Source organism: Streptomyces sp. NRRL F-525 (assembly GCF_000716605.1).
Lineage (GTDB): Bacteria > Actinomycetota > Actinomycetes > Streptomycetales > Streptomycetaceae > Streptomyces.
In genome coordinates this window covers 188,403-201,547 of the sequence record NZ_JNXE01000010.1, presented here as the reverse complement: position 1 = coordinate 201,547, position 13,145 = coordinate 188,403, and the positions used below count along the sequence as shown (strand labels likewise).

11 protein-coding genes are annotated in these 13,145 nt (G+C 70.3%); 5 read left to right on the top strand and 6 right to left on the bottom strand.

All coding sequences use genetic code 11. The annotated features are described in order from the left end of the window. Positions 1 to 11: 11 nt before the first annotated feature. The 3 genes from OO69_RS17370 to OO69_RS17360 all read right to left on the bottom strand — a co-directional run bounded on the left by OO69_RS17370 (position 12) and on the right by OO69_RS17360 (position 3,291). A complete protein-coding gene (locus OO69_RS17370; protein WP_033281568.1) occupies positions 12 to 1,322 on the bottom strand; it encodes an MFS transporter in 1,311 nt (436 codons plus the stop codon). Further along, positions 1,319 to 1,933 (bottom strand): ArsR/SmtB family transcription factor, encoded by a 615-nt coding sequence (locus OO69_RS17365; protein WP_033281567.1) that lies wholly within the window; start codon positions 1,931 to 1,933, stop codon positions 1,319 to 1,321. The genes OO69_RS17370 and OO69_RS17365 overlap by 4 nt, the downstream gene beginning before the upstream one ends. A gap of 74 nt (positions 1,934 to 2,007) precedes the next feature. Then, positions 2,008 to 3,291, bottom strand: coding sequence for a YhgE/Pip domain-containing protein (locus OO69_RS17360; protein ID WP_033281566.1), 1,284 nt, complete (start codon positions 3,289 to 3,291; stop codon positions 2,008 to 2,010). A gap of 123 nt (positions 3,292 to 3,414) precedes the next feature. On the opposite strand from OO69_RS17360, the gene OO69_RS17355 reads away from it, so the two are divergent. The 3 genes from OO69_RS17355 (at position 3,415) to OO69_RS17345 (ending at position 6,274) form a co-directional block, all read left to right on the top strand. Beyond that, positions 3,415 to 3,996 carry a TetR-like C-terminal domain-containing protein gene (locus OO69_RS17355; protein WP_033281565.1) on the top strand — a complete coding sequence of 194 codons (582 nt, stop codon included), beginning with the start codon at positions 3,415 to 3,417 and terminating at the stop codon, positions 3,994 to 3,996. A 192-nt stretch (positions 3,997 to 4,188) separates the two neighbouring features. Then, positions 4,189 to 5,526: a hypothetical protein gene (locus OO69_RS17350; protein ID WP_033281564.1), complete on the top strand. Its 1,338-nt coding sequence runs from the start codon at positions 4,189 to 4,191 to the stop codon at positions 5,524 to 5,526. 22 nt (positions 5,527 to 5,548) lie between these two features. Further along, positions 5,549 to 6,274, top strand: coding sequence for a hypothetical protein (locus OO69_RS17345; protein ID WP_033281563.1), 726 nt, complete (start codon positions 5,549 to 5,551; stop codon positions 6,272 to 6,274). Here OO69_RS17345 and OO69_RS17340 read toward each other — a convergent pair. Continuing rightward, on the bottom strand, positions 6,261 to 6,683 hold the full coding sequence (locus OO69_RS17340; RefSeq protein ID WP_033281562.1) for an NUDIX hydrolase: 423 nt from the start codon (positions 6,681 to 6,683) through the stop codon (positions 6,261 to 6,263). The genes OO69_RS17345 and OO69_RS17340 overlap by 14 nt on opposite strands. Positions 6,684 to 6,886: 203 nt before the next feature. Between OO69_RS17340 and OO69_RS17335 the strand changes: the two genes are divergently transcribed. Then, positions 6,887 to 8,464, top strand: coding sequence for a hypothetical protein (locus tag OO69_RS17335; RefSeq protein WP_033281561.1), 1,578 nt, complete (start codon positions 6,887 to 6,889; stop codon positions 8,462 to 8,464). On the opposite strand, the gene OO69_RS17330 is transcribed toward OO69_RS17335, so the two are convergent. After that, positions 8,409 to 10,115, bottom strand: coding sequence for a DUF2264 domain-containing protein (locus tag OO69_RS17330; RefSeq protein ID WP_033281560.1), 1,707 nt, complete (start codon positions 10,113 to 10,115; stop codon positions 8,409 to 8,411). The two genes, OO69_RS17335 and OO69_RS17330, sit on opposite strands and share 56 nt — an antisense overlap. 84 nt (positions 10,116 to 10,199) lie before the next feature. Next, positions 10,200 to 11,243 (bottom strand): rhamnogalacturonan acetylesterase, encoded by a 1,044-nt coding sequence (locus OO69_RS17325; RefSeq protein WP_033281559.1) that lies wholly within the window; start codon positions 11,241 to 11,243, stop codon positions 10,200 to 10,202. Positions 11,244 to 11,429: 186 nt separating this feature from the next. Here OO69_RS17325 and OO69_RS17320 point away from each other — a divergent pair, with 186 nt between their 5' ends. Continuing rightward, on the top strand, positions 11,430 to 13,109 hold the full coding sequence (locus OO69_RS17320; RefSeq protein WP_033281558.1) for a rhamnogalacturonan lyase B N-terminal domain-containing protein: 1,680 nt from the start codon (positions 11,430 to 11,432) through the stop codon (positions 13,107 to 13,109). Positions 13,110 to 13,145: the final 36 nt, after the last annotated feature.

The window sequence follows — 13,145 nt, the reverse complement described above, 5'->3', positions numbered from 1 at the left end:
CGGAACCTCGATCACTCCTGCCTTGATTCCATCGGCGTCCGCCCCAACTCCCGTATCCCCGGTATCGGCGAAGCCAACAACCACAGTGCCGACATCGCACCCCCGACCGCCGCGACTGTCAACATCACCCTCAGGCCCGCCAGCGTCGCCAACTCGCCCCCGATCAGCGCCCCCAGCGGACGTACCCCGTAGTTGACCGTGCTGTACGCGCCCGCCACGCGGCTGCGGAGGCCGTCCGGAACCACCGATGCCTGGAGGGAGTTGAGGTTGACGTCGAAGAGCATGACACCGAAGGCGGAGAGGAACTCGGCCGCGCCCAGGGTGCCGAGGCGGGCCCAGGCAGGGCCGGTTGCCGCCGCGATGAGGGCGAAGGGCGCCGGGAACAGCACTGCCCCGGCGACGATGCTGCGGCCGATGCCGATCCGGCGGGCGATCGCGGGGGACGCCACCGCGCCGAAGAGGCCGCCCGTCGCGCCAACGCCGAACGCCAACCCGATGGCACCGGGCGAGAGTTGGAGGACCCGGTCGGCGAACAGCACGAGCAGGCCGGTGCCCGACAGGAACGTGAAGAAGTTGACGGTCGTCGCGCAGAGCAGACCCGCTCGCATCACCGGCTCGTGGAGCACGAAGGCCAGACCCTCTCGGGCGCGTCGTAGCAGCGAGGGGCCGGACGGCGTCGTGGGAACTGCTGGTTCGTCAACTCTCGTACGGCCGACCAGGGTTGCCGACGTCACGAACGACAGCGCGTCCGCGATCACCGCGACCGGGGCTGTGAGCGCCTGGACCAGGGCGCCACCGACCGCCGGACCCGCGATGAAGGACACCGACCTGCTCGCGCTGAGCTTGCTGTTCGCCTCGACATACGACTCCGGCGGCACGAGGTGGGCGAAGAAGGACGAGTACGCCGTGTTGAACACGACCGCCGCCGTGCCGGTCAGCACGGCCACCGTGTACAGCTGGCCCAGGGTCACCGTGTCGAGGGCGTAGGAGATCGGGAGCGACAGCAGTACGACGGCCCGGATCACGTCCGCGAGCAGCATGAGCCGGCGTTTGGCGGGGCGGTGGTCCACCCAGGCGCCCAGGAACAGGCCGAGGAGGTTCGGTGTCCAGACCAGCGCGGTCAGCAGGGCGACCTGGTTCGCTGAGGCGTGCAGCGCGCCAACTGCCATGAGGGGCAAGGCGAGTTCGGAGATACGGTCGCCGAACTGGGAGACCGACTGGCCGCACCAGAAGCGTACGAAGCGGCGGTCCCGCCACAGCGATTCCGGCGCCGATGCCGAACTCAGTCCCGACCCGGGCCGGGTGGTCCAGCGGCCCTTCACTCCGGCAGGTCCGTCGTCGTTTCGCCGTCCTCGTTCCCGGGGCCTTCCGGCAACGCGTACATCAGCAGGCGGACACCCCGGCCGTCCGGCGGTCGTGGGTCCGACTTGCGGACGACGTACGGTGCGATCAGTTCCTCGAACGCGTCCTGCAACGCGGCCAGTTCCTCCGCCGTCACCACGATCCGCGTGTTGTTCGCCCCGGCGAGCCTGGTCCACTCCGGCTCCAGTTCGGGCTCTGTGTCGGTCAGCCAGCGCAGCGGCAGGTCGGCGGCCTGCGCGAACAACTCCCCCGACAACACCCGCGCCGCCGACCGACCCTCCTCGTCCTCCGGTGCCTCGAACCGAAAGCCCCGCGCCACCGCCGCCCAGCGCCGCTCCCGCCGGTCCGTCCCGCCCTCCACGTCGCGGACCAGGCCGAAACCGGCGAGATGGCGCAGATGCCAGCTGGTGACGGACGGGGTGGCGCCCACGTGCGGGGAGAGGCGGGAGGCGGTGGCGGGGCCGTGGCGCTGGAGGCGTTCGAGGATCGCGAGGCGTACGGGGTGCGCCAGCGCGCGCATGGCCTTCGGGTCGGATATCTCTACGTCGCCGAAACGGTTGCCGGAATCCATGGTCTGAGAGTGTTCTCTCAGAAAGCCTGAGAGTCAACTCTCAGATCCTCAAGGACAGTTGACGGTGAGGTGTCTCAAGCCGGCTGCGGCGTCAGGCGCTTGTGGCCCTTCCTGTCGTAGTACTGGACCATCGCGAAACCGAAGAGCAGGCCGATCGCCGCACCGATCCCGATCATGGTCCACGCGCGCGTGAGTCCCGCGTCGCCTCGGGCGTCGAAGTAGAGGATCGCCCTTACTCCGTCGCTGAGTTGGCGCATGGGCTCGAAGTGGGAGAGGAAGCGGTAGAAGCCGGGGACGGCCTGGAGGGGGACCGTCGCGCCGGAGGAGGGAAGGCCCAGGACGATGAACACGAACATGGAGACCAGCTGGCCGATCCCGCCGAACGCGGCGTTGATGGCCTGGACGCCCAGGCCGACGGCGAGGGCGGCGCAGTAGGAGTAGATCCACAGGAGCGGGATGTGGGTCGCGTCCATGCCGAGGATGCTGACGCTGGCGAGCATGATCAGGGAGACGCTGAGGAGGGTGATGCCGGCCGTCATGACCATCTTCAGGAGCAGGGTCTGGGTGCGGTTGATGGGGACGGTGGGGCGGCGGGTGTGCCAGGGGCCGATCTCGTTGTCGGCGTAGCCGAGGCCGGTGTCGACGCCGTTGCTGATGACGTTGCCGCCCATGAATCCGGCCAGGACCAGCAGCAGGGTGTAGTAGAAGGCGGTCAGGCCGATGCCGCTGTTGCCGCCGATGGGGTGGCCGACCTGGGTGGTGACGGCGACGGGGTCGGCGAGCAACAGCTTTGTCGTGGAGTCGGGCTTCGCTGAAGCGGCTGCCGCCGTGAGCTGCTTGCCGATGGTCAGGGATGCCTGCTGGGCCGCGGTCGTGGAGATCTTGCTGGCGAGGGAGGAGCCGAGGCTGCCCTTGCCGGGGTTGGTCAGCACGGTGATGGTCGGGCGGGCGGTGGCGTTCGTGGTGGTCAGCGCGGCGACGGAGTCGGTGAAGTCGGCGGGGATGACCAGGGCGCCGTAGACCTTGCCGTCGTCGAGTTCGTCCTGGGCCTGGGCCCGTGTGAGCTGGCGCCAACCGGCCGCGCGGCTACCGGAGTTGGTCACGATGGCGTGGGCGATCTGGGTGCCCAGGTTCTGCTGCTGCCCGGTGAGTGGCTTGCCGGTGTCGCTGTTGACGAGGGCGATGGGGAGGTCGCGCAGTTCGCGGTTGGGGTTGACGATGCCGCCCATGTAGAGGAGGGACAGCAGGAATGCGAGCAGGGCGGTGAGCACGGTGGGGATCAGCCACAGTTTGGGTCGGCCGAGGAGTGCGGTGGCGCGGAGGCCGGTGGGGGCGGGGGTGCCGGAGTCGTCGTCCATGGTGGGAAGTCTGCTGCCGGAGTCCGGTGTCGGCCGTGGTGAAACGCGCCGGGTGCCCCTCTTGTTATTGGCTATTGTCCTAGGGGTTCCAGTCGTCGCAGGTCAGAGGAGAGGTGGTGGGCCGTGGCGCGCGCGGGACTGACCGCCGACCGGGTCGTGGCGGCCGCCGCCGATCTCGCCGACGAGGTCGGTTTCGAGAATGTCAGCCTGTCCGCGCTGGCCCGCGGCTTCGGCGTGAAGGACGCGAGCCTGTACTCGCACGTCAGGAACCTCCAGGACCTGCGCACCCGGGTCGCGTTCCTCGCGGGCGGCGAACTGATCGACCGGATCGCCGTCGCGGTGGCCGGTCGCGCGGGCCGGGACGCGCTGGGCGCCTTCGCGGACGCGTACCGGGCGTACGCGCTGGAGCACCCGGGCCGGTACGCGGCGACCCAGATCCGCATCGACCAGTCCCTGATCGCCGACTCCCCCGCCCTGCGCCGCACCGCCGAGATCACCTACGGCATGCTGCGCGCGTACGGCCTGGAGGAACCCGATCTCACCGACGCCGTAAGGCTGTTGAGGAGTACGTTCCACGGTTTCTGCGCGCTGGAGTCGAGCGGCGGGTTCGGCGCGCCGAGGGATGTACAGCGGTCGTGGGAGCGTGCGGTGGATGCCCTGCACGTGGCGCTGACGCACTGGCCGCGCGAGGCCCAAGTGGGCTGACGGAGACGCCGGTTCCGGTCCGCGCCCCAGGTGTATCGCTGACCACTTAGACTGGAAACTTCGCGAACGTCACGTGCCACCCAGGGGGGGAGGGAGCGCGCCTTGTCTCAACAACAGCTGGGACGCGGTCCCTTGAGAGCGCCGGGGCCGCCCGGTCCGGCGAGTCCCGGAGCGAGCCCGCCGACCCGTTTCGTGAGCTGGCTCGGCCGGTTCGGGTGTGTGGCCGCCGGATACGCGGTGTTCCAGTTCCTGTTCGGCGTGCTGCCCGACTCGATCGACGGGGAGCCGGCCAAGTATCTGATCTCCGGGCTGAGCGGGTTCGCCACGGCGGGGATGACCTGGCTTGCGGCGGCCCTGCTCCGCGCCCGCACGGCCGGACCCGCACCGCTCACTGCGCCCGCGCCCCTCTCCTCGAACGCCCCCGGCCCCCTGCCGCACGTGTTCACCTCGGCCTACGACACTCTCGCCGCCCAGGTCGCCGTGGTGGACGACCCGGTGCGCGGCCGTCTCGTCGGCTGGCCGCACTCCCTCCAGGAGGTGGACGGCCCGGCCCGCCCGACCTCGCTGGCCACGGCGTACGGCCTGCACATCGTGCTGGACCTGGGCGTGCCGGACGGACGCCTGCACACCGCCGACCTCGTCGACACCCTGTGGCGGCTACGGCTGCAGGGCGGCGGCTGGTCGGCCCGTTCGCAGGGATCCGTGGCCCGCCCGGAGGTCACCGCGATGGTGCTGGGCGCCCTGGCCCGGGCGGGGGCCTCGCGGGAGCGGCTGGCGGACGAGGTGGCGCGCTGCGAGGCGGGCTTCACCCGTGAACTCGACGGTACGGGGCGGGCGTTGACCCATGTCGTCACCACCGTGATGCGGGGGCTGCTGCGCGCGGCACCGGACGCGCCGACGCTGCCCGTGCTGCGCGGCGCCCTGATCGACGGCGCGCTCTCCGACCCCCAGCGCCAGCACCGCCGCTGCTGGAGCCACCGGCTCTCCCCGCTGCCCTGGGTCGGGCACCCCGCCCAGCCCTCCGCCGTGCACACCGCGCAGGCCGTGGTCGCCCTGGACCGGGCGGCCCGGGTGCTGGGCGAGGGGCCCGTGGAGCGTTCGGCGCGCGAGGACGGGGTGCGCTGGCTGCTGGCCTGCCCGGCGACCGCGCACGAGAGCTGCGCCGATCTGGCGAACCTGCGGGAGGAGGTGCGCCGACGGCACCCGGACGACTCCTCGCACCACGAGGTGCTGAACGTCCGTCATTTCACGGCGAGTTGGATCGTGCGGGCGCTGCTGACCCCGGGCGCCCAGGAGATCGCGCGGGAGGACGGCGTCGAGGACGCGTGGCGGGAGCGGCTGGACGGCGCGGCGGCCGCGGTGTGGGCGGCGCAGACCGACGGCATCTGGTCCTGGAGCCGGGACGGGGCCGCGTTCACCACGACCGAGGAAATGCGCCAGCCGATCTGGATGACCTATCAAGGTCTTTCGGCGCTGCGCGCGCATGCCGTATGGATGTACCAGCCGGACGCTCGAACGAGGCCGGTGTGAGCCGGAGTTGGGGAGTGAGTGCATGGGTGGTCGGCAGATCCTGGCGGCGCGACGGCTGCTGACGGAGACGCTGGACGGCGATTTGTCCGACCACGACACGGTGACCGCGGCCCGTGCGGCCGTCGCCGAACTGGGCTCCCCCGACCGCCTGTTGGAGCTGATCGCCGAACTCGCCTCCGGCGAGGGCGATCCCGGGGCCTGCGCCGAGCTGTCGTACCGTCATGTCCTGGGCTTCGACAAGCTGTTGCTGATCGACGGCGGCCCCCGCCACATGCTGCGCGCGCACTTCTGGCACCCCGGCGCGAAGGCGATCGGCGCGGAGGACATCCACAACCACCGTTCCCCGCTCGCCTCTTACGTGGTCCGGGGCCGGCTCACCATGGAGCTGTACGAGGCGCGGGACGACGCCGGGATCACGGCGGACCGGTACGAGGAATCACTGGCCGAGGGCAGCGCCGACTGGCGGCTGCGGCCGACGGGACCGGCACGGCTGCGGCTCACGCACACGGGCCAGTACGCGGCGGGCAGCGCCTACGCCCTCCCCGCGCACACCCTGCACCGGGCCTGGTGCGACACGGACGTACCGACCGTGACGCTGTTCCTGGAGACGGGGGCCGGACGGCGGCGGCACACCGATGTGTTCACGGCGGCGGGCCCGCATCCGGGCGCGGTACCGAAGATCCCGCTCCAAGTACCGGAGTATCTGGGCGCGTTGAACAACCTGGCGGAGTCGCTCAGAAGTTCGTGAGGGCCTGGCGTACGACGTCCAGGTTGTACGCGTCGATGTCGATACCGGCACTCGTGATGCCGGACGGCGGGAGCCAGAGATACGCCTGGTCGGGCTCGGGGAGGGTGATCTGCCAAGTGAGCGGCCTGACCAGGAAGTTGTCCTGCCAGTTCTTGATCTCGCGGCCGCGGTACTCGCTCACGAAGGACGACTCGCCGATCTTGCGGACGATCTCGCCGAGGAGCCCGGTCTCTTCCTTCAGCTCCCGCAGCGCACCGTCCTCGGACCGCTCGTCCGGCTCCAGCTTCCCGCACGGCACGCCCCACACCCGCGGCAGGAATCTCTCGGTCGCGCTCCGGCGCACCAGAAGTACGCGTCCGTCGTCGTCCATCACGACGGCCGCAGCCAGTCGCTTGTCGCCGGGGTCCATGGCCATGGTTCCTCGGTCCCTCGCCGGTGCTGAGTCCAAAGGGTCTGATACCCAGGAAAGCCTCCAACGTACCAGGATCGGCCTGTCCCGGCTGTGGAGCCGGTCTCACCCCGGACGCCTCCTCTTGTCCGCCTCCTACCGACCTCCGAATATTTCGCGCGGCGCGACGGCAACCTCCCCCGCACGGGCGGCGACTTGGGGACATGACCAACGCAAGACGCACCACCACGCACCGTCGCCGCTCCCCCCGCCGCATCGCCCGCAAGCCGCTCGCGGGCTCGCTCGCCGTCGCGGCCCTGCTCGGCGGTGCGTGGTACGCGACCGCGGCGACGGACAACGGCGACAGCGGCGGCTCGACCGCGGCCGGGACGTCCACGTCCGCCACCCCGTCCACCAACGCCTCGGCATCACCCAAGGCCGCCACCCACAGCGCTACGGCCGCCTCCGGCACGGCGACAGCGTCCACCTCCGCCTCCGTCTCCGCGAAGGCGACCCCGAAGGCCGTCACCGCCGCCAAGGCCGCGACCGGCACACTCTCCCCGACCAGCACCACGGTGGCGCTCGCCGCCAAGTTCCCCTATCTGACGGCCGGTTACAACAACACCCGCGAGTGGACCCGTACGACCACGGCCGTGGCCCCGAACGGAACCCTGCGGGTGGCCTGGCCCGCCGCCGACGGCGTCCACGTGACCCCGCTGAACGCCGCCGGACTCCGCTCGGGCGCCGACACGGTCGTCAAGGGCGCCAAGGAGGTGGGCGGTCTGGTCGCGCACAACGACGGCTTCGCGCTGCTCACCCGAGTCGCCGACACGAACAAGTGGAAGGAGACGGCCGCCGCGATCGTCCGCTACACCAACGGCAGGCAGACCTTCGCCACCAAGCTCACCGGCACCGCGTCGAACGACACCTCACCGGATCTCGACGGCCAACTCGCCTGGAACGGCACCAAGTACGGCGCGTACTTCGTCGTGCACGGCGCGGGCGGTTTCGCGGACGGCCATTTCGGCGACAAGTTGGCGTACATCAGCGCCAAGGGCGCCAAGCTGAGCGGTGGTTGGAGCTGGGGCTGCAGCCACAACGAGGGCATCGCGCTGCACGCGGAGACCTCCGGCGCCTTCACCTCGCTCTGCTTCGACGACTGGCGCTCGGGCCTGTTCGTCTCCACCGGGATCGGCGCCCCGGACGTCGCACCGGTCGTGCAGCGCGAACAGTGCTGGGCAGGGTACTGCGGTGGTACCTTCCCCAGCCGCACCGGTGACCTGGTCAAGTCGGCGAGCGGACGCTACGCCACCGCCTTCGCCTCCCGGGGTGCCGCCTCGGCCAAGAAGAACGCCGCCGACTCCAGCGGACGCGGCTGGACGGTCACCCCGAGGACGAGCACGCACCAGGTCGCCGTCGCCTTCATGGCGAACCGCAACTCCGGCCCCGGCAAGGCGATTTACCTCACCAGCGCGACCGGCACCGAGAACGTCAACGTGCACATCGCGCCGTACGGCAAGGACCGCCTCCTCGTCTCCTGGGAGTCCCTGAAGGGTGCCAAGTGCAACGCCGGCACCTGCACCGGCACCTTCACGGGCACCCACCTGCGTCTCATCGACTGGAACGGCAAGGCCCAGGGCGCGGACAAGGTGGTGACCGCCCGGATCAGCGGCGACATAGCGGTCCTGAAGAACGGCACCCTGACCTGGGCGTACGCGCCGGTCACACCGACCTATGCGAGCGCGCTCAACGGGGCTTCACCGACCACGACGACTCTCCGGATCGCCCGACTGACTCCGTGAACCGGAAGCCCATCCGCTTGCCGCCGGTCCACTGAACGGAGACACCGTGATCCCCGTCGACCTCCACGGACACCAGTTCCGCGAGGGGACGGGGGTCCGGCTCCCCGGTGAGCCGGGCCAGGGCGACGAACAGGGTGGGCCCGTCGCGGACGACACCCTCGCCATCCAACAGGCCGAGCAGGGAGGCGAGTTCGGCGACCGTCGACTCCCCCGCCTGCCATCCCGTGACCCGCACGGGCGTCCCTGCCGCCGCGCCCACCACCAGATGGGCCCGCACCTCCACAGCCCCCTCGGCCACCACCAGGCTGACCACCCGGGCCCCGGAAGCCGCCGTGTGCCGCGAGGCGACCCACGCCTCCCCCACCCCCAACGGCACGATCTCCGTACGGCTCGGATCCCCGCCGACGATCACGCTGTTGTCGTACGACGACGAGGGCTCCGTCACCGTGGAATAGGCGAGGCGCGTGTAGTACGGGTCGTAGCGGACGTCCTCGCTGCCGTGGTTGTGGAGGCGGACCAGACCGTCCGAACTGGTCGACTGGAGCAGCCAGTTGGCAGGGGCGACCGGCGTCACCGCGTCCGCCCGCTCAGCCGGGCCGGGCTCCTCGACGGCCGTCCACACCTCGTGGTCCGGCGGGAGGAGCAGGCCGAGGAAGCCCTTGCTGGCCCAGTACGGGGACGCGGGGCCCGAATAGCCTTGCAGGACAGCCTCGTTGGGGCGGTGCCAGCCCAGACTCAGCAACCCCTGGTCATCTACGGCGCCTCGGTCGAGGAAGTACCGGAGGGCCCCGGAGGCCAGCCGTCGCGTCTCCCCCGGCAGCAGCGGCGTACGGCCCGTCAGCGCGCCGAGCCACAGCGGAGCCGTCGTCGCGAAGCGATACGTCAACGACCGACCCTGGCGCATCGGGGCGCCGCCCCCGCCGAACAGGCGAGCGTAGTCGGCGAGATGGCGTTCCAGGCGGCCGCCGTAGAGGTCGAGGAGGCGGGGGTCGTCGGCGAGCCAGGCGTGCAGGACCGGGTAGAGGTGCATCGCCCAGCCGTTGTAGTAGTCGAACTTGCGGCCGTCGCCGTCCGTGTACCAGCCCTCGCCGACGTACCAGTCCTCGATGCGCGACAGGCCCCGGTCGATCGCCTTGCGGGACGCGTCGACCTCGTACCCGATGTCCTGGAGGAAACCGCCCACTGTGACGGGGAACAACTCCCAGTTGCAGGGCCAGGGTTCGGCGGTGAGGGCGTCGGCGAGCCAGGTCGCCGCGCGCTGCCGTACGGGCTCGTCGAGGCGGTCCCAGAGGAGGGGGCGGGTCAGGCGGAGGGCGAGGGCGATGGAGGCCGCCTCGACCAGGGGCTGGCTGCGGTCCTCGATCGTCGGCCAGACGCCCGCGACTCCCGCCGCCAGGCCGTCCGCGTAGCGCTCCAGTGCCGTCTCGTCGCGGCGGAAGGCGGCCAGCAGCAGGGTGCGGGCGTAGCCCTCCAGACCGTCGGAGAGCTGGCCGGACCAGCTGGTGTGGGTGCCGGGGAGGTGGTAGAGCGCGCGGTCCTCGGTCGCGTACGGCTCCACCGCCGCGAGGAGGGAGTCGGCGGCCGTCTCCCAGTGGGCCCGGGTGTAGCCGGTGCGGGGGCTCAACACGCGGTCGTCGGCAGGGAGTTGCATCGGCTCGCTTTCACACGCGCGGCGGGAGAGTGGAACCTGGGGCGCCCCGGTTCCGGTCGGAACGCCCCAGGGGTCTTTCGGGTCTCACCCCACTCGTACCCGGTCCTCCGGCAGCAGATGCCGGGCGACGAGTGCGTCGCGGACCAGGCCCGCGTACACGGTGGCCCCGTGCGCGGAAGTATGCGTGTTGTCCTTCTTCTCGTTGTAGAGGTAGAGGGCCTTGGAGCCTTCCACTCCCAGCGATTCCACCAGCGCCTTGGTCTGCGCCGTGAGGTCGATCAGCGTTACCCCCTCGGTCGCGGCGACCGAGCGGATGACGCCCGGCAGGTCAACGCCGAGTCCGTTCACCAGCAGCGCGATGTCGTTGTCCAGTGTGCCGTCGGCATTGAACCAGCGTCGGACGATCGGTGTCACGAGCACCGGACGTCCTCCTCTGTCACGGATACCCGCTACGAGCGTTTCCAAATTCGCGCGATACGTGGCCTCGTCGGTCTGCTTGTCGTTGTGGGCGAGCTGGACGAGGACGAGGTCGCCGGGGTGGATCAGCGGCTCAACTGTCCCCCACAGCAAGGGATTCTCCAGGTACGTGACCGTACTCTCCCCGGAATCCGCGTAGTTGGCGACGGATACGCCCTTGCGGAGGAACTGCGGAAGCTGTTGACCCCAGCCGGAGTACGGGTCGCCCGGCTGGTCGCAGACCGTGGAGTCGCCGATCAGGATGATCTGGCGGGCGTGGTGGGCGGGCGTGACGCGGATGTCGGCGAGTGCGGGGGCCGTGCCGCCGAGGGCGAGGTCGAGGCCTGGGGTGCCGTCGAGGCCGGTCGGTTCGCCTTCTGGCGTGCGGACGTTGACCGTGAAGCTGCGGGTCACCGTGCGGCCGGCGGCAGTTGCCGTCTCCGGGAGCAGGGAGCGCCGGGTCTCGCCCGTGATCGCCGTACTCGCGGCCGACTCTCCGCCGAGGCGGACCGTGACGTCGTAGGTGCCGGGCGGGACGTCGAAGTGGCAAGCGGTGGCGGTGCAGTTGGCGAGGCCGAGCGGGGGCGTGCGGTCGTGCGCCTGGGCGGGTGCGGTCGAGAGGGCGGTGCTCAGGGTCAGTACGGCCAGCAGGGCGATGTTGAAACGTCTCATGCGTGGCTCCTCCGTCCGACGACAAGGCCTGGCGGAGGACCGTACCGCTCCGGACAAGCGCTTTCTAGTCCTGCGTCAGATTTCACGTCATCGCCAACTCCGAGGCTGCGAAAGCCCTTTCGCGAAATCGATTCAACTGCCACCCTCCAAGCACCCGCACCCCCACCTCCCGAAGGAGGCACCCCCATGTCCGGCTCTGTGAACAGACCGGTTCGCCGCCGCACCTTCGTCCTCGGCGCAGCGGCCACGGCAGGTTCGGCGGCGCTCGCCGGGCCGCTCGCCCAGACCGCGTCCGCCGCGAGCTTCGGCTACACCGACGACGGCTCGAACTACGTCGTCGACACCGGCGCGAGCCTGGTCTTCAAGGTCAGCAAGACGAACGGCGATCTGACGTCGCTGGTCTACAAGGGCACCGAGTACCAGGGCTACGGCGGCATGAACTCGCATGTCGAGTCCGGCCTCGGCGCCTCCACGGTGACGATCGCGCAGTCCGGCACGACGATCCTGATCTCCGTCACGCACGGCACGCTGAAGCACTACTACGCGGCCCGCAGCGGCGAGAACAACGTCTACCTGTGGACCAACAAGGCCGACACCTCGGTCAGCGCGACCCGCTACATCGTGCGTGTCAAGGCCGGCATGTTCCTCAACGACGAGCCGGATTCCTACACTTACGCGCCGACCACCATCGAGTCCGCCGACGTCTTCGAGAAGTCCGACGGCCAGACCCGCTCCAAGCACTACTCGAAGAAGCGGGTCATCGACTACGACTACGTCGGCTGGACCACCGGCAGCGTCGGCCTGTGGGTCGTGCGCAGCAACCACGAGAAGGCGTCCGGCGGCCCGTTCTACCGCTCCCTGCTGCGCCATCAGAGCGCGGACGGCGGCGGGTTGTACGAGATCCTGTACTACGGCGAGAACCAGACGGAGGCGCAGCGCTTCGGTCTCCAGGGCCCGTATGTCATCGCCCTCACGGACGGCGGCGCGCCCTCCTCGTCCCTGTACCACGCCAACCTCACCACCTCGTGGGCCGATTCGCTCGGCATCTCCGGCTATACGACGGCGAGTTCGCGGGGCCGGGTCGCGGGCGTGGGCATCACCGGGCGGGACACGGCGTACGCGTACACGGTCGGGCTCGCCAACTCGGCCGCCCAGTACTGGGGTTCGGCGCGGGCCTCGGACGGCTACTTCTCGATCCCGGGGGTGCTGCCGGGGACATACACGCTGACGGTCTTCAAGGGTGAACTCGCCGTCTACACAAGCTCGGTGGCGGTCACAGCGGGCGGGACGACGACGCTGAACAGCATCGCGATCCCCTCCTCCAACGACCCTTCCAATGCGAGCGCGATCTGGCGGATCGGCAACTGGGACGGTTCGCCGAGCGGGTTCAAGAACGCGGACCTGATGACGTACGCGCACCCCTCGGACGTACGGGCCGCGTCCTGGACCGGCAACGTCGTCGTCGGCAGCGGGACGGAGACTTCGGCGTTCCCCTGCTATCTGTGGAAGGACGTCAACAGCGGCATCATCGTGTACTTCAAGCTGACGGCCGCCCAGTTGGCCGCCGCGCACACGCTGCGCATCGGGGTGACGACGGCGTACGCGAACGGCCGTCCGCAGGTCGTCGTCAACGACACCTGGACCTCGGCCGTCCCCTCGCCGCCGACCCAGCCGAGCACGCGGTCGCTGACCGTGGGCTCGTACCGGGGCAACAACAACACGTTCACGTACAGCGTTCCGGCGTCGGCCTGGCTGACGGACGCCAGCGCGTACAACACGCTGAAGATCTATGTGGCGAGCGGGTCGGGGACGACGTCGTTCCTGAGCGCGGGTACGTCGATCGACGCGCTCGATCTGCTCGCCTAGGGGCGGCAACTCCCGGGCGGGGCACGGCGACTTGTA